Source organism: Pseudomonas sp. MC6, assembly GCF_054790575.1.
The window spans coordinates 6,384,343-6,401,483 of the sequence record NZ_CP186504.1 but is presented as its reverse complement, the minus strand read 5'-3'; the positions used below and the strand labels follow the sequence as shown (position 1 = coordinate 6,401,483).

Annotated in this window: 12 protein-coding genes; 10 read left to right on the top strand and 2 right to left on the bottom strand. The window is 59.7% G+C overall.

The window, feature by feature from the left end; translation table 11 throughout:
* Window positions 1–8 precede the first annotated feature (8 nt).
* The 8 genes from mtr to ACOYXE_RS28730 all read left to right on the top strand — a co-directional run bounded on the left by mtr (window position 9) and on the right by ACOYXE_RS28730 (window position 8,496).
* Window positions 9–1,268, top strand: a complete 1,260-nt coding sequence (mtr, locus tag ACOYXE_RS28765) for a tryptophan permease (RefSeq protein ID WP_460927176.1) — start codon at window positions 9–11, stop codon at window positions 1,266–1,268.
* A gap of 261 nt (window positions 1,269–1,529) precedes the next feature.
* Entirely contained in the window at window positions 1,530–2,444 is a 915-nt protein-coding gene (locus ACOYXE_RS28760) for a glutamate/aspartate ABC transporter substrate-binding protein (protein ID WP_095112346.1), read from the top strand.
* Between the two features lie 194 nt (window positions 2,445–2,638).
* Window positions 2,639–3,385, top strand: a complete 747-nt coding sequence (locus ACOYXE_RS28755) for an amino acid ABC transporter permease (protein ID WP_160059260.1) — start codon at window positions 2,639–2,641, stop codon at window positions 3,383–3,385.
* Complete coding sequence (locus ACOYXE_RS28750; protein ID WP_095190467.1) at window positions 3,385–4,056, top strand: amino acid ABC transporter permease; 672 nt, start codon at window positions 3,385–3,387, stop codon at window positions 4,054–4,056. The genes ACOYXE_RS28755 and ACOYXE_RS28750 overlap by 1 nt, the downstream gene beginning before the upstream one ends.
* Window positions 4,053–4,787: an amino acid ABC transporter ATP-binding protein gene (locus ACOYXE_RS28745; RefSeq protein ID WP_007916729.1), complete on the top strand. Its 735-nt coding sequence runs from the start codon at window positions 4,053–4,055 to the stop codon at window positions 4,785–4,787. The genes ACOYXE_RS28750 and ACOYXE_RS28745 overlap by 4 nt, the downstream gene beginning before the upstream one ends.
* 144 nt (window positions 4,788–4,931) lie before the next feature.
* Window positions 4,932–6,833, top strand: a complete 1,902-nt coding sequence (aauS, locus tag ACOYXE_RS28740; RefSeq protein WP_405122960.1) for a two-component sensor histidine kinase AauS — start codon at window positions 4,932–4,934, stop codon at window positions 6,831–6,833.
* Between the two features lie 44 nt (window positions 6,834–6,877).
* Window positions 6,878–8,158, top strand: a complete 1,281-nt coding sequence (gene aauR, locus ACOYXE_RS28735; protein ID WP_460929897.1) for a two-component response regulator AauR — start codon at window positions 6,878–6,880, stop codon at window positions 8,156–8,158.
* Window positions 8,158–8,496, top strand: coding sequence for a GlpM family protein (locus ACOYXE_RS28730; RefSeq protein ID WP_150794611.1), 339 nt, complete (start codon window positions 8,158–8,160; stop codon window positions 8,494–8,496). The genes aauR and ACOYXE_RS28730 overlap by 1 nt, the downstream gene beginning before the upstream one ends.
* 199 nt (window positions 8,497–8,695) lie before the next feature.
* On the opposite strand, the gene ACOYXE_RS28725 is transcribed toward ACOYXE_RS28730, so the two are convergent.
* Both ACOYXE_RS28725 and ACOYXE_RS28720 read right to left on the bottom strand, forming a co-directional pair.
* Window positions 8,696–9,361 (bottom strand): DsbA family oxidoreductase, encoded by a 666-nt coding sequence (locus ACOYXE_RS28725; RefSeq protein WP_460927172.1) that lies wholly within the window; start codon window positions 9,359–9,361, stop codon window positions 8,696–8,698.
* Between the two features lie 178 nt (window positions 9,362–9,539).
* On the bottom strand, window positions 9,540–10,574 hold the full coding sequence (locus tag ACOYXE_RS28720) for an alpha/beta fold hydrolase (protein WP_160059265.1): 1,035 nt from the start codon (window positions 10,572–10,574) through the stop codon (window positions 9,540–9,542).
* A 214-nt stretch (window positions 10,575–10,788) separates the two neighbouring features.
* Here ACOYXE_RS28720 and ACOYXE_RS28715 point away from each other — a divergent pair, with 214 nt between their 5' ends.
* Window positions 10,789–16,350 carry a dermonecrotic toxin domain-containing protein gene (locus tag ACOYXE_RS28715; protein ID WP_460927169.1) on the top strand — a complete coding sequence of 1,854 codons (5,562 nt, stop codon included), beginning with the start codon at window positions 10,789–10,791 and terminating at the stop codon, window positions 16,348–16,350.
* The gene (locus ACOYXE_RS28710) at window positions 16,337–16,990 is read left to right on the top strand and encodes a hypothetical protein (protein ID WP_160059267.1); all 654 of its coding nucleotides are present in this window, start codon (window positions 16,337–16,339) and stop codon (window positions 16,988–16,990) included. Before ACOYXE_RS28715 ends, ACOYXE_RS28710 begins: the two co-directional genes overlap by 14 nt.
* Window positions 16,991–17,141: the final 151 nt, after the last annotated feature.

The window sequence follows — 17,141 nt, the reverse complement described above, 5'->3', positions numbered from 1 at the left end:
GCCTTGCCATGCGCGTCACCTCAATATCTTCCGTTCCCGCTGTCGAACGTTCGCCGTCGATCCTCGGCGGTGCCATGATCATCGGCGGCACCATCGTCGGTGCCGGCATGTTTTCGCTGCCGGTGATCATGTCCGGGCTGTGGTTCTACGGCTCGGTTGCCGTGCTGCTGTTTGCCTGGTTCTGCACGTTGCACTCGGGCCTGATGATTCTTGAAGCCAATCTCAACTACCGTGAAGGGGCGAGTTTCTCCACGATCACCCGCGATCTGCTCGGCAGTAGCTGGAGCCGTTTGAACGGCTTGAGCATTGTCTTTGTCCTGTACACCCTGACGTACGCCTACATTTCCGCCAGCGGCTCAGTGATTCACCACACCGCGCAAACCTTCGGGCTTGAGTTGTCATCGCGCGCCGGCGGTTTGGGGTTCACGCTGCTGGTGGCGTTCATTGTCTGGCTCAGCACCACAGCGGTCAGTCGCATAACCACGCTGGTGTTCGGGGCAAAAATCCTCGCGTTCTTTCTGACCTTCGGCGGTTTGCTGGGCCATGTGCAAAGCACCACGCTGCTTGATCTGAACAGCGGCGACAGCCACTACTGGCCCTATTTGCTGGTGCCCCTGCCCTTTTGCCTGACTTCATTCGGTTTTCACGGCAATGTGCCGAGCCTGATGAAGCACTACGGCAAGGATCCACAGCGGATTCGCGCCTGTCTGGTTGGCGGCACCTTGATCGCACTCGCGCTGTATCTGGTGTGGATGCTCTGCAGCATGGGCAACATTCCCCGCGACACGTTCAAGGACATCGCCCAGCGCGGCGGCAACATCGATGTGCTGATCAGCGCCCTGGGTGCACGGCTCAACAGCGCCAATGTCGATTTGCTGCTGACGTTTTTTTCCAACTTCGCCGTAGCCTGTTCGTTTCTCGGGGTAACCCTGGGTCTGTTCGATTACCTGGCCGATGTGCTGAAGTTCGACGACAGCCCCCTCGGTCGCCTGCAGACCGCAGCCGTGACGTTCGGGCCGCCGATGCTCGGTGGTTTTCTCTGGCCGGAAGGTTTTCTGCATGCCATCGGCTTCGCCGGGTTGGCGGCAACGTTGTGGGCGGTGATCACCCCGGCGCTGCTGGCGCGGGCTTCGCGCAAACGCTTTGGCAGCCCGCGTTATCGCGTGTGGGGCGGCACGCCGATGATCGCGCTGGTGCTGTTTTTCGGGGTAATTTGCGCGACCTCCCATGTGCTGTTCGTGCTGGATTGTCTGCCAGTGTGGCGCTGAGGCACTGCGTTCGGTTTTCCGAACGCGACTTCACGGTCGATTCGGCTAACCGGATCAGCCAAGGTAAAAAATACCGCCACAAAACTTTAATAACGTTATAAATCATCAGCTTAGCTATCGGCGACTGGTCTGGCACGAGTCATGCTCTACACTCTCTCGACGAATGCCTGTTGCGCCAACACTTCAGGAGCCGTCAGGCATTCGAAGCACAAAAGGGCCGACGAACTGGCTCCATAAAAAAAACAATTCGAGGAAAATTTGATGCGCATCGTTCCCCATATCCTGGGCGCAGCCATTGCGGCCGCTCTGATCAGCACGCCAGTTTTCGCCGCCGAACTCACCGGCACCCTGAAGAAGATCAAAGAGTCCGGTGTGATCACACTGGGCCACCGCGACGCCTCCATCCCGTTTTCCTACATCGCTGACGCTTCCGGCAAGCCGGTTGGCTACTCCCACGATATCCAGCTGGCCATCGTCGAAGCGATCAAGAAAGACCTCGACCTGCCAAACCTGCAAGTCAAATACAATCTGGTGACCTCGCAGACCCGTATCCCGCTGGTGCAGAACGGCACCGTGGACGTCGAGTGTGGCTCCACCACCAACAACGTCGAGCGTCAGCAGCAAGTTGATTTCTCCGTCGGCATCTTCGAAATCGGTACTCGTCTGCTGTCCAAGGCTGACTCCAAGTACAAGGATTTCGACGACCTCAAAGGCAAGAACGTCGTGACCACCGCGGGCACCACATCCGAGCGCATCCTGAAAGCGATGAACGCCGACAAACAGATGGGCATGAACGTTATCTCCGCCAAAGACCACGGTGAATCCTTCCAGATGCTGGAATCGGGTCGTGCCGTTGCGTTCATGATGGACGACGCGCTGCTGGCCGGTGAAGCCGCCAAGGCCAAGAAAGCCACCGACTGGGCCGTGACCGGCACTCCACAGTCGTACGAAATCTACGGCTGCATGATGCGCAAAGGCGACGAGCCGTTCAAAAAGGCTGTGGATGACGCCATCAAGGCCACTTACGCTTCGGGCGCGATCAACAAGATCTACGAGAAGTGGTTCATGCAGCCGATTCCGCCAAAAGGCCTGAATCTGAACTTCCCGATGAGCGACGAGCTCAAGGCCCTGATCGCCAATCCGACCGACAAAGCGGCTGACGACAAGAAATCCTGATTTCTGACTAACCTTATCCCCTGAGGAGGCTTCTGCTTTTTCAGGGGATGGTCACTCCCTGCTGGCATTTTCTGGAAACACTCGAACCGGTGGCTGTCGAGCCGATCGCGTGTGCCTGACCGTCAAGGTCAGGGAGGGAACGGAGTTTCCCCAAGCGGGCACTTGTACATCGATCGAATCGAGGGGAGACCCTAATGAATTACAACTGGGACTGGGGCGTGTTCTTCAAGTCCACCGGCGTGGGCAGCGAGACCTATCTCGACTGGTTCATCTCCGGTCTGGGCTGGACCATCGCCATCGCCATCGTGGCCTGGATCATCGCCCTGCTGCTGGGCTCGATACTGGGCGTCATGCGCACCGTGCCGAACCGTATCGTGTCGGGTATCGCGACGTGCTACGTCGAGCTGTTCCGTAACGTGCCGCTGCTGGTTCAGCTGTTCATCTGGTACTTTCTGGTGCCCGACCTGCTGCCGCCGGATCTGCAGGAGTGGTACAAGCAAGACCTCAACCCGACCACTTCGGCTTACCTCAGCGTAGTCGTTTGCCTGGGTCTGTTCACCGCCGCCCGTGTCTGCGAACAAGTGCGCACCGGTATCCAGGCGCTGCCGCGTGGCCAGGAATCCGCCGCCCGCGCCATGGGCTTCAAGCTGCCACAGATCTACTGGAATGTGCTGCTGCCCCAGGCTTACCGGATCATCATTCCGCCGCTTACCTCGGAATTCCTCAACGTCTTCAAGAACTCCTCCGTGGCCTCGCTGATCGGCCTGATGGAGCTGCTCGCGCAAACCAAACAGACTGCCGAGTTCTCGGCCAACCTGTTTGAAGCGTTCACCCTGGCGACCCTGATCTACTTCACCCTGAACATGAGCCTGATGCTACTGATGCGCATGGTCGAGAAGAAAGTCTCAGTGCCCGGCCTGATTTCCGTGGGGGGTAAATAATGGAATTCGATTTCAGTGGCATCGTCCCGGCCATTCCCGGTTTGTGGAACGGCATGGTGATGACCCTCAAGCTGATGGCCATGGGTGTGGTCGGCGGGATCATTCTCGGCACGATCCTCGCGCTCTGCCGTCTGTCGCACAACAAGCTGCTGTCGAATGTTGCCGGCGCGTACGTCAACTATTTCCGCTCGATCCCGCTGCTGCTGGTGATCACCTGGTTCTATCTGGCGGTGCCGTTCGTGCTGCGCTGGATCACTGGCGAAGATACACCGATCGGCGCATTCACCTCGTGCATCGTGGCGTTCATGATGTTCGAAGCGGCGTATTTTTGCGAAATCGTCCGGGCAGGCGTGCAATCGATCCCCAAAGGCCAGATGGGCGCAGCGCAAGCGCTGGGCATGAGCTACGGCCAGATGATGCGTCTGATCATCCTGCCGCAGGCCTTCCGCAAAATGACCCCGCTGTTACTGCAACAGAGCATCATTCTGTTCCAGGACACTTCGCTGGTTTACACCGTGGGTCTGGTTGACTTCCTTAACGCGTCCCGCGCCAGTGGCGACATCATCGGTCGTTCCAACGAGTTCCTGATCTTCGCCGGTGTCGTCTACTTCATCATCAGCTTTGCCGCCTCGCTGCTGGTCAAGCGTCTGCAAAAAAGGTTCGCCGTATGATCTCTATCAAAAACATCAACAAGTGGTATGGCGACTTCCAGGTGCTGACTGATTGCAGCACCGAGGTCAAAAAAGGCGAAGTGATCGTGGTCTGCGGCCCGTCGGGTTCCGGCAAATCGACCCTGATCAAATGCGTCAACGCGCTCGAGCCGTTCCAGAAAGGCGACATCGTCGTCGACGGCACGTCGATTGCGGACCCGAAGACCAACCTGCCGAAACTGCGCTCGCGCGTGGGCATGGTGTTCCAGCATTTCGAACTGTTCCCGCACCTGACCATCACCGAGAACCTGACCATCGCGCAGATCAAGGTATTGGGCCGCAGCAAGGAAGAGGCGACCAAGAAAGGTCTGCAACTGCTCGAACGCGTAGGCCTGTCGGCGCACGCCCACAAGCATCCGGGGCAACTGTCCGGTGGCCAGCAACAGCGTGTGGCGATCGCCCGTGCGCTGGCAATGGACCCGATCGTCATGCTGTTCGACGAACCGACCTCAGCGCTCGACCCGGAGATGGTCAACGAAGTGCTCGACGTGATGGTGCAACTGGCCCACGAAGGCATGACCATGATGTGCGTGACCCACGAAATGGGCTTCGCCCGTAAAGTGGCTGATCGGGTGATCTTCATGGACGCCGGCAAGATCATCGAGGACTGCCCGAAAGAGGAATTCTTCGGCGATATCAGTGCCCGCTCGGAACGCGCGCAGCACTTCCTCGAGAAAATCCTGCAGCACTAAAAGCAACACCGCCTCCCCCTGTAGGAGCTGCCGCAGGCTGCGATCTTTTGACTTTGTTTTTAAAGATCAAAAGATCGCAGCCTGCGGCAGCTCCTACAGGGGATAGGTGAAGTTTGTTGTGGTGGTTGACCCAAGGCAACTGTGATGAAATGCGACCCCAATCTCTATCGCGCCGCGCCGCCATCACTTGCCGTGAAGCCCCGTCTGATTCGTCATTTGTTCCTGCCGCCACTGATCATCGCCCTGATGATCGGGTTGGGTTTTATCGGCTTCTGGACCAGTGAGCATTTCGGCATTCGCAGCCTCGGCGAAAATGGCCAGCGCCAGCTCGAACTGCACGCCCGCGCGGTCGAAAGCGAGATCAGTAAATACACCTACCTGCCCAGCCTGCTGGAACTCGAAACCAGTGTGTCGCAGCTGCTAGCCGACCCGAGCCCGGAGCACCGGCAAAAGGTCAACGATTACCTTGAAGGCCTGAACCGGCGCAGCCGCAGTCGGGCCATCTACGTCATGGACACTACCGGCCGCGTCATGGCCACCAGCAACTGGCGCGATGTCGACAGTTACCTCGGTGAAGATCTGTCCTTTCGTGCCTACTTCCAGAGAGCCATCCGTGGCGAACCCGGGCGGTTCTACGGCATCGGCAGCACCAACGGCGAACCGGGTTACTACCTCGCCCACGGCCTCGAAGAGCACGGCAAGATCATCGGTGTCGCGGTGGTCAAAGTGCGCATGGAAGCCATGGAGGAACGCTGGCAACGCGCGCGTCTCGAAGCGTTCGTCAGCGATGAAAACGGCATCATCATTCTTTCCAGTGACCCGGCGCGACGCCTCAAGTCAGTGATTCCGCTCACCGACGAAATCAAGGAAAAACTCGCGCGCAGCCTGCAGTACTACTGGTTCCCGCTCAATGAACTGCAACCGCTGGCTCGGGAAACATTGTCGGAAGGCGTGGAAAAACTCACCTTCCCGGCCAACAGCGAAGTGCAGTCCGATGCAGACAACATCAGCTATCTCGCGCAAACCCGGCAATTGAGCGACACACCGTGGAATTTCACCCTGCTCACGCCGTTGCAGGACCTGCGCCGTGAAGCGATCAATCAAGGGATTCTGGTCGCGGTCGCCTTCGCGTTGGTGGCCTTTCTGCTGATCGCCTGGAACGAGCGGCGCAAGGTCATCGCCACCCGCCTAGCGGCCCGTGAAGCCTTGCAGGAAGCCAACAATCAGCTGGAGCGTCGGATTACCGAACGCACCACCGACCTGCGCGCCAGCAACGAACGTTTGAAGAGCCAGATCCGCGAACGTCGTCAGGCCGAAGAGACTTTGCGCCGCGCTCAGGATGAATTGGTCCAGGCCGGCAAACTCGCCGCCATCGGCCAGATGTCGACCAGCATTGCCCACGAACTGAACCAGCCGCTGGCAGCGATGCGCACGCTGTCGGGCAACACCGTACGCTTTCTCGAGCGCGGTCAGCTGGATGTGGCCAGCACCAACCTCAAGACCATCAATGACCTGATCGACCGCATGGGCCGGATCACCGCCAGCCTGCGTTCGTTCGCCCGGCGCGGCGACAACCAGGGCCAGGCCAGCCTCGGCAAAGCCGTAGAGGCAGCGCTGCAATTGCTCGGTGCACGCCTGGAGAGTTCGGCGGTGAACATTCACCGCCAGTTCATCGACGTGCAAGTGCAGATCGACCAGACCCGCCTCGAACAGATTCTGGTCAACCTGATCGGCAACGCCCTCGACGCCATGCAGGCGCAACCACAGCCCGAACTGTGGCTGGAGGGCGAAGAGTTCAACGCCAAGTATCGCCTGCGCGTGCGCGACAACGGCCACGGCATCGACGCCGAAGCACGCAAGCATCTGTTCGAGCCTTTCTTCACCACCAAGCCCGGCGAACAAGGCCTGGGCCTGGGCCTGACCCTTTCCGCCAGCCTCGCGGCCGCCACCGGCGGACACCTGGGTGTTGAACACCCGGCCAGCGGTGGCACCACCTTCGTCCTCAGTTTACCGTTGGTAAGCCCTACTCCTGCCGAGCCAATATGAACCACGACCTTAGTGTGCTGATCGTCGAAGACGACCCCCATGTGCTGCTCGGCTGCCAGCAGGCGCTGACCCTGGAAGACATTCCCTGCGTCGGCGTCGGCAGTGCCGAGGAAGCGCTGGAACGTGTCGGCGACAACTTTGCCGGTATCGTCATCAGCGATATCCGCCTGCCGGGCATCGATGGCCTGGAACTGCTGACCCGCCTCAAGCAGCGCGATCGCAGCCTGCCGGTGGTGTTGATCACCGGCCACGGCGACATTTCCATGGCCGTCGGCGCGATGCAGAAAGGCGCCTACGACTTCATGGAAAAACCGTTCTCGCCGGAGCGTCTGGTCGACGTTGCGCGACGGGCGCTGGAGCAACGCAGTCTGGCTCGGGAAGTGTCTTCGCTGCGTCGGCAATTGGCCGAGCGTGACTCCCTGGAAGGACGGATCATCGGCCGCTCGCCAGCCATGCAGAACCTGCGCGAACTGATCGCCAACGTCGCCGACACCTCGGCCAACGTGTTGATCGAGGGCGAGACCGGCACCGGTAAAGAACTGGTCGCGCGTTGCCTGCACGATTTCAGTCGTCGCCACGGCAAACAATTCGTTGCGCTGAACTGCGGCGGTCTGCCGGAAAACCTCTTCGAAAGCGAGATTTTCGGCCACGAGGCCAACGCGTTTACCGGCGCCGGCAAACGCCGGATCGGCAAGATCGAACACGCCGACGGCGGCACGCTGTTCCTCGACGAAGTGGAAAGCATGCCGCTGCCGTTGCAGATCAAACTACTGCGCGTGTTGCAGGAACGTACCCTCGAGCGCCTCGGCTCGAACCAGAGCGTGGCGGTCGATTGCCGGGTGATCGCGGCGACCAAATCCGACCTCGACGCATCAAGCAAGGCCGGCGAGTTCCGCAGCGACTTGTACTACCGCCTCAACGTGGTAACGCTGGAATTGCCGCCCCTGCGCGAACGCCGCGAAGACATCCTGCAACTGTTCGAACACTTCACCCAGCAGTCGGCGCTGCGCTTTGATCGCGCGCTGCCGGAGCTGGATAACCAGACCCTGTCGAACCTGATGAGCCACGACTGGCCGGGCAACGTGCGTGAACTGCGCAACGTTGCCGAACGTTTTGCCCTCGGTCTGCCGGCGTTCAAAAAGTCCGGCGCCGGCAGCGCTGGCCAAGGCCTGGCGTTCGCCGAAGCGGTGGAAGCGTTCGAACGCAACCTGCTCAGCGATGCCCTGCAACGCAGCGGTGGCAACCTGACTCAGGCGAGTCTTGAGCTGGGCATGGCCAAGACCACGCTGTTCGACAAAGTGAAAAAGTACGGGTTGAGCCACTGATGGATCTGTTTTTCAAAGCCCTGTTGGGCGCCGCGGTAGTACTGATCATCGCGGCGCTGTCGAAAACCAGAAACTATTACATCGCCGGGCTGGTGCCGCTGTTTCCGACGTTTGCGCTGATTGCGCATTACATCGTCGGCAAGGGGCGTTCGATTGAGGATTTGAAGACCACGATCGTGTTCGGGATGTGGTCGATCATTCCGTACTTTGTGTATCTGGCGACGTTGTATGTGATGGTCGATCGGATGCGGCTGGAGGCATCGCTGGCGGTGGCGGCGGTGGCGTGGCTGATGGCTGCCACTGTTTTGGTGACTGTTTGGGTTCGCCTGCACAGCTAAGGTCAAAAGCCACCCTCACCCCAGCCCTCTCCCGGAGGGAGAGGGAGCCGACCACAGTGTCTCGCGTCTGACATCGACCTGAAAAACCGAGTCGATTATGGATTCGGTACAACACGCTCAGGTCGGCGTATCACTCCAACATCCCCCAATCAGTCCCCTCTCCCTCTGGGAGAGGGCTAGGGTGAGGGGCTTTTGCTCTTCAGTTGACGGTCCCGCCCTTGGACTCCGCCATAATCTGCCGAATCGCCCCGACAAACGTCTCCACCGGCTGTCCACCCGTCACCGCATACTGCCCGTTGAACACTACCGTCGGCACCGAACTCACCCCACGCTGCAGCCACTGCTGCTCTTCCTCGCGCACCTCATCGGCAAACTCGTCGGAACCCAGAACGGCCTCGGCACGCTGACGATCCAGCCCGACATTTTCCGCAATCTGCACCAGTTGCCGGTGATCCGACGGATTGCCGCCATCACTGAAATACGCCTTGAACAGCGCCTCTTTCAACGGTAGCTGCACACCTTCAAGCCCCGCCCAATGCAGCAAGCGGTGTGCATCAAAAGTGTTGTAGATGCGGCTGTTGCCATCAGTGCGAAAGGCAAACCCCAGCTCGGCGCCACGGGCGCGGATCGCTTCGCGGTTCTTCTGCGACTGCTCCGGGGTCGAGCCGTATTTCTCTTGAATGTGCTCGGCAATGTTCTGCCCTTCGGCGGCCATTTTCGGATTGAGCTCGAACGGCTGAAACCGGATCTCGGCCTGCACTTCGTTGCGCAGAATTTCCAGTGCCTGTAACAGGCCATACAAACCGACGACGCACCAAGGGCAGGACACGTCGCTGACAAAGTCGATTTTCAGAGCGGAATTCATCAAATACCTCGCTGGGGAAATCGTGCGGGAAAGTTTGCACGATACACCTGCGCCAGATTTTTTGGTGACCATAGCGGCCCCCTTCGCGAGCAGGCTCGCTCCCACCCTTGGAGTGCGTTCCTCAGTGGGAGCGAGCCTGCTCGCGAAGAGGCCCGCTCAGACAACACAAATACCTCGGCTACAGCAGATTCGCGCCCACCACCGGCTCGATCTGCGCCCAATGCGAGGTGTCTTCACGATGCGCCTGCAAATACGGCAGCACCGCCGCCAGTAACGGTTCCTTGAATGCCTCCTGAAAACGATGGGCCAACCCCGGAATCAGCTTCAACTGGCTGCCGCGAATATGCGCCGCCAGATGCACGCCGTGCATCACCGGCAGCAACGGATCCGCCGTGCCATGCACCACCAGCGTCGGCACACGCAACTGGTTGAGTAATGCCACCCGACTCGGCTCGGCGAGGATCGCCATGATCTGCCGTTTCACGCCCTCGGGGTTGAACGCACGGTCGTACGACAGCGCCGCCTGATGCAACAAGACCTGCCGATCATCGGTGACCGCCGGGCTGCCCAGTGCCGCGAGCAAATCCGCCTGTTGCTCCAGTGCCACCTGACGATTCGGTGCGCCGCGTCGCGATAGAAGTTGCACCAGCGCTGCACTCGGTGCTGGCAAACCTTCGGCACCGGAACTGGTCATGATCAACGTCAGGCTTTCGACCCTTTGCGGCGCCATCGCCGCCATGTGCTGGGCGATCATCCCGCCCATGCTCGCGCCCAGAACGTGAAACTGCTCGACGTGCAACGCGTCCATCAAACCCAGCGCGTCGTCAGCCATGTCGGTCAGGCTGTACGGCGCTGCCACTGGCAGACCGAGCTTGTAACGCAGCACTTCAAAGGTCAGATTGGCTTCAGCCGGCGCCCGACGCCAGGTCGACAGGCCGACATCGCGGTTGTCATAGCGAATCACCCGAAAGCCCTGCTGACACAGCGCGACCACCACTTCATCCGGCCAGTGGATCAACTGTCCACCCAGGCCCATGACCAGCAACAACGCCGGGTCCGACGCGCGGCCAATACTCTGGTAAGCAAGGCTCACCTGCTGCAGATCGACATGCTCGGTCGGCACATTCACATCGCAGCGCGCCGCCGCAAACGACGACGGAGCGAAAAAAATCGCGGCCAACAAAGCCGCGACAGAAAATAAACCCTTAGCCATGAAAAACACCGAAACGCAGAACCCCAGTAGAGCGCGAGTCTGATGAAGTTTGTACAAGCGCGCTGCCACAGTTCGATGACAGTTTGATGAAGACTGCCGAGCGGTCATGCAGGCACGTTGCAAACAATATCTATGTACCGCCATCGCCTTGCGCGATTTCTCTTGAATGACGCGTTCACGGAGCGGATTTCCCGCTCCACTGCGAGTCCGCCACATGCCCGATCGAATTATTCTGGATGACCCCTCCGCCCCCTCCCCGCTGCCGACGGTAGCCGAGCATTTGCCGGCAGTGACCGATGTCAGCCTGTTATTGCAGGCCAGCCAGCGCTGGCGCGCCAGCAGCGAAGGGTTGCGCGAGTTGTTTAGCACCAGTCCTGCCTTGCGCGACACGGTCAATGAGCTACTGCGACAACACCTGCAACTGGACGGTGAGAAAACCACGCTGCACTTTACTGCCACCGATGGGCAAGCGGAATGCATCGTCAGGCTCACCGATGCCTGTGCCTTTGTCGTTCAGCACCCGACGCTGGAATCAGATCTGGATCAGCGTTGTCACGTTACCGGCATCAGCAAAAATCACCCGTTGTACGCGTTGAAACCGCTGCAACTCCTTGAACAGCTCAAATCGCTCGACCCCAAACAGAGCCACGCCACGCGCTGGCGATCATTCTGGGAAGCACGCGCACCACACACGCCGATATCACGCAGCACCCGCGCCACGCAGCTATACCGTGCGCATTTCGAAGCCACTGCGCACACCGCCCTCGCCCACAAAGCCATTACCGCTGCGCAATTCAAACTTCTGCAACAGATCATCGATTCAGGTGCCGGTGCACTGACCATCGACGGTCAATCCATCCACACGGAAAAACCGGCACTGGTGCTGAGCAACGGCAGCAAAGTCAAACTACCGGGAGCGTGGGTCATCAGCGCGGGCGATCCGGCCACGGCGGGACCGTTGCTGTATCTGCCGGGCAGGCCGGTAGCGATCCAGGCCTTCAAGAACCGCGCAGACCTGCAAACCTGGCTGACTGGCCAGGTGCAGATCCCCACTGGTCTGCCCAAGGACATCCAGCGCTTTGATTACAGCGCTGCGCAAGACCCGATGGTCACAGGGGCAAGCGATCTGTTCGCCGACCGACAACACGCCCAACTGGATGCCTTGCGCAACACCAACAAAGGTAAACCCGGGATAAGCCAGCACGGTGCGCAATCACTGGCCCATGTCGACCTGATCGATCATCAACGCAGCAGCGCTGTCATTGTGGCTGCGCCGCCGAAACCGGTGCTGGCCGCCAGCGATATCGAGGTGGACGAAAAACCCCTGTTCGGCAGTCTGTCGGCCAGTATTCCACTGTCCGTACGGCAGGCAGCGCTGAAGCGTGAGCGCGAGGCGTTCGAACGCTTGCTGGCCAATGACAGCGACGGCTACCGCTACCGGCAGTGCAACGACCTGCTCAAAGCGCTGGAGGCTGCCGAACTGGCCGGCGAGACTGCGGCCACATCCGTGCTTTACCGCGAAAGCGCCTCGGACATGACCGCGTTCAATACGGCATTGAAAACCCTCCAGCAGGCGCATGAGGACGGCTTGCACGCTGAAGCTCAATTGCAAACGGCGCTCGGGCAACTCGACAGCGCCGAGCACGACCTGCTCAAAGCCGTGCTGGAACTCCCCGTCGCCGCCGAACGCGACGCTGAATTTTGCGCTGCCAGCCTGACCTTGTCGCTGACCGCAACAAAGGACGAGGTCACCACCACGCAAAGTGAAACGCTGAGAGGCGCGCTGGTGATCACACGCCAGGCGGCCCTCGCGGACCACGCATCGAGCGCCAGCCTGTTGCTCTACTGGCCCGGCACCGGCGGTGGCCTGCAACGCTTTGCAGACCGCCGCGCACTGGAGCGCGAGCTGTTCAAGATTCACCACCCGGACAGCGAACTGACCTTGCAGCTGAATCTGCTGACCACGGATCCGCTGCACCACTGCCTCAATGAGCTGATTGCCGGCTTCGAAACCAAAGCCAAAGACCTGCGCGCCAAACCTGAACAGGCTGATGCATTGGAAACGCTGCGCCAAGGTTGTCTGGCCAATCTTCAGGTGCCGGTTCACGCGGCCAGAAGCCTGTCTTTTGCCCACTTGCATGAACAGGAACGCAGCGCCACCCTTGCCCGCCAGTTGCCGGACTGGCTGATCAAACTCAAGAACGTCGAACGTAGCGGGCTCAAACAGAACATCAAGGCGTACATCGCGGCGATGCATCACAGCCACACCCTGATGACCCTCGCGCTGGAACCCCGGGATGACTTCACCCGCCGACATCTGCACGCGCGACTGCGCAAGGACTTTGCGCTTGAGGGGCATTTTTCCGTACAGATCGAACTGCCCGACTCGACCAAAACCGAACAGGTCCGCCAGTCCGGACCGGGGGGTGTCAGTTCGGAAACAGTGATTGTACCCAGCAAAACCAGCAGCAAAATGTCCCTGGAGGATCTGGCACAGCTCAATATCGATAATGTGCAATCGGTACTCAATGACGCGCTGTCGCAACGTCTGGTATTCCTGCGCCCGAAAGTGAGCGCGACGCTGAAAAACGATCGCACGCGCCTGCTCAATGGCATCAACCTGACCTATCTGCGCAAAGTCCTGCCGGAACTGGACCTGCCCAAGGCCTACGAACAGAAGATCCGCGACGCGTTCCACGGCGCGGCCCGTGAGTCCGCGTTCGTCAAACAGCATCGCCGCGAAAGCCTGATCGAGCCATGGCGTCTGATGCTCAGGATTCAGAGTGAAAATGCGCGGCTGCAAAAACACCTCAGCCGCGATGAAGCTGCGCTGCTCAACATTGCCATCGACGCCAGCACCCCAGAAGCGTGGCAAGCCGACGGCAAGCGCATTGTCCTGCTGCCGGTGTCGCTGAAAGTCGGTGGCAAGGACACCCCCGGCGAAGGCCCGGTGACCCTGTCCGGCGTCAGCTTCATCGAAGAACAGATCAGCGGCGTCACCTTGCTGTACTTGCCCGACAGCCATGACGAACAGTTTTTCCGTCGCTACGACAACCTCGAAGCGGCGCGCACAGGGCTGTTCAGGTTGTGCAGCAGCGACAAGTGGATCGCCTACTTCGCCGGCAAAGCCTTGCAGGGCAACGTCAGAGCACATGTCAGCCGAATCGGCCAGGCCGTAGAGAAAAACTTCGATGCCATTATCGAAGTCGGCGCGCGCTGGCCGGCGAGTACTTCGCTGGCCGCGCACCTGCTGGATGCGCACATGGGACGCCTGGTCGAAGCCCATCGCGGCACTTCGCGCTCCAACGATGAACTGTTCTTCGAGCGTTACGCCTTGAAAGGCCCGCGTGCCTTCAATTACATAAAAATGGCGCTGGGCATGGTGCCCTTTGTCGGCAGTGTGCTGGCTCTGTATCAGGCCTGGACCGCCGCCAATCAGGCGGTCACAGCATTCTTGCGCGGCGAAGTGGCTGACGGTCTGGCGGAAATCGAGTCCATGCTGCTGTCGCTGGTTGACGCACTGATGGACCTGCTCCCGGGCGAAGCGGTGGCCTCGACCCTGTCCCGAACCACGCGCGCATTGACCCGCGCTCGTCAACTTCACACGCTAACCGGCAACGTGGCGGCGCTGCATGGCAGGACGCAGCGTCAGGCCCGGCATGTGCTGGCACGCTTCAAGGATTACGAATATGAAAAACCGATTTCCCTCGCTGGCACAGAGCCGTCCAGTCATGGTGTCTACCGTGGTGTCTACCGGCATGCCGACGGCGACTTCATCGAGCGTCAGGGCCGCCTTTACCAGGTTGAGCTGAGCAAGGACTCGCGCCAGTGGCGCCTGTTCGGCAACTCGCGAAAAACCTACAAGCAACCGATCGTGCTGGATGAAACCGGGCATTGGGATACGTGGTTCGGCGTCTACGGCACAACCTTTGACGGCGGTCTGGCCGGTGGCGGCAACGTCGTCGGGCGCGTGGCCGATACGCTGGATCCCTACTGGCCGCCGGTGATTCGCCAACGCCTGCCGCGCTGGCTGGCGGATCGCAACTTCCGCCGCCAGCATCAATTGACCGCCGCCGCGGATGATCTGGCCGATCAAATGCAGGTCGCCGGAACCAACAGCGATCGGGTGCTCAACGCCTACCGCGTCACCGCAATAGAAGACCGCCCGGCCCTGTGGCCGGAACTCGAAGCCGTTTGCGTTAACGATATCCGCCTGGCCGAGCGGCGCTATCAAACGTTGACCGAACTGACCGAGCTGACCCACGGCAGAAAACTCAAGGAAGTCGTCGGCATGCAAGGCAAGAGCGCATGGCTTTTAACCGATCGCTATCGGCGCCGCGCTCTTCACGCCTCGCACAATGTTCATGCGATGACCCTGAAAATCAAGGAGCTGAAGGAGACCCGCAAGGCCTTGCCTCTCGGTACCCTGGCGCAACGTTTGAGCATCATGGAAGAAATACGCGGACTGCGTATCGAGATCGTGAAAAAGCTCGACGAGATGGAGGCGTTCAAGGCGCAGGTCAATCACTGGTATGAGCGCATGCTGGCCAAAGACCGACCGAAGATCTCGGCGTACATCGAGGACATCAACACCCGTCACAGCGATGCCGTCCTGCTCTACCTGAAGACCTCGCAACGCCTGGAAATCGTCAAGAAGGCCGGCGATCCCGACGATGCGTCGTGGCTGTATTTTCTCGGGCTTGCCGATCCGCTTCGACTGGACATCGATCGCGTCCTGTACCGCCAGTACGATCTGCCGAATATCGCTGCCACCACCGCCCAACGCAACCAGATGCTTCAGGAATGTGTGGACCTGAGCGAGCGCTTTCGTCGCGAGATGGGCGTGTGGACTGCCAGTTACCCGCAATTCTTCCATCAGGAAGTGGTCGCGCCCTTGCTCGACGGCATTGACCGTTTGGCCGATCGTGCGCGCGCCGGGATCAACAAGCCGCCGGCGCCGGTACCAAGGGTCGCGGAGCAACCTCTGCAGCGCGTATTCATGACCGCAGACAATCAACTGCGCCATGGCTTCGAACAGTGGGATAACGTGACCCAGACCCGCCGCTACAAATGCACAGGGCCTGGTGGCCATGAGGAAATCTGGGAACACCGGGGTGACGGCACCATCATTCTGCTCAACCCGCAGATCATAGCCGCCCGTTCGCCCGCCACATTGAGCCTGGCAAGCTTGGTGGACGAAGCCCGGCAGCGTCTGGATAACGTCCCGAGCTACCGCTCAACGGTTTTGAGAAACGCCGATACGGGCATGCTCCCCGTCGACCTGCAACACATGCTGGACAGTCAGGCCGCCGAACTCAGCACCCGTGCCGAGCGCATCGCCGCCAAGTCTGCGCAGCACCCGATCATCCAGACGTTGCGCGATCAGGCCGCTGAACTGAAAGTGGCCGGGCGCACCCTGCGTACCGAACGCTCACTGACCAGCCAGCAGCCTACCGACGGCATGCTCTACGACCTCATCGGCCAGCATGCCGTGGAGATACGCCGCACCCAAGCGATCAAACACTTGGGCAGGCACCAAGGCCATCCGGACTACATGCAGGAATACGAGATATGGAATCTCTTCGCGCAGCCTGCCGCTCCGTTGTGGTACGCGCATTTTCATTACCGCAGTGCAACAGCTCCGTTTCGCCGGTTCGAAACCGCGCACCTGAAACTGCGCGAGCACCGCTTCCTGACCCACGCCGACGATGCCACCCTGCCGTATTCGAAGATTGGCAAGCAATCGGCGGTTTTGAGTTTTTTTGAAGACGTTTGAACGAAAATCCATCGACCGTCCGTCGCTACTGTCAGATCTGACAGTAGCGCAGTCGGGTGTTTGCGTAGCCAATGGTTCGGCGACGGAAATCATGGTGAACCGTCGATACGAGCACGGGATGACCGACATGAGTAAAAACTTTCTTCAAAACGGCAACTTCAGCACTGGCAAGTTTGCGCCTTGGGAGGTCCACGTATTCCAAGGCAAGGCGAGTGTCGTTCAGCATAATCTCAGTGCTCAAGCGAAGGTGCTGCCCGGTGTGGACACCGGCGTCGTACTGTTGAACAAATTCACCGCCCCGCCCGGTGCTTTTACGATCAAGGTCGATGCCTCCGCGCCCGGGGCCGAATATCATCAGGATCCGCCGAACATCGATACCCACCCGATTCTGTTTTTTTTCATCTCAGGCTATAACGCAGACGGCAAACTTGTTCAATTCGACGTGGGGAACTGGTGGTTGAAACCCAAGCAGAAGTCCTTCATCTATTCGGGCGTCATGCTGACCGGTGTCGTAGAAGTCGAGTTGCAAGTGTCCTTTCCCTCTGACCCTCTTCAGGTCAAGGGCTCGCTCTACATCGATAACGTCAGCTATTCGCTCGATTCGCCAGGGTCGATTCATACAACACGCTGGAGTCAGTGATACGCAAACCTACCACGACGACGCGGATTACCTAGCGCACAACAATACTCAAAATGACAGCCACCTAGCGAATGACCGCTCATCGGGCAATGTGTCCAACCTGTCAGGTATGACAGTAGGCAAGACAATTTCCGCAGTGCTCAATATCAGG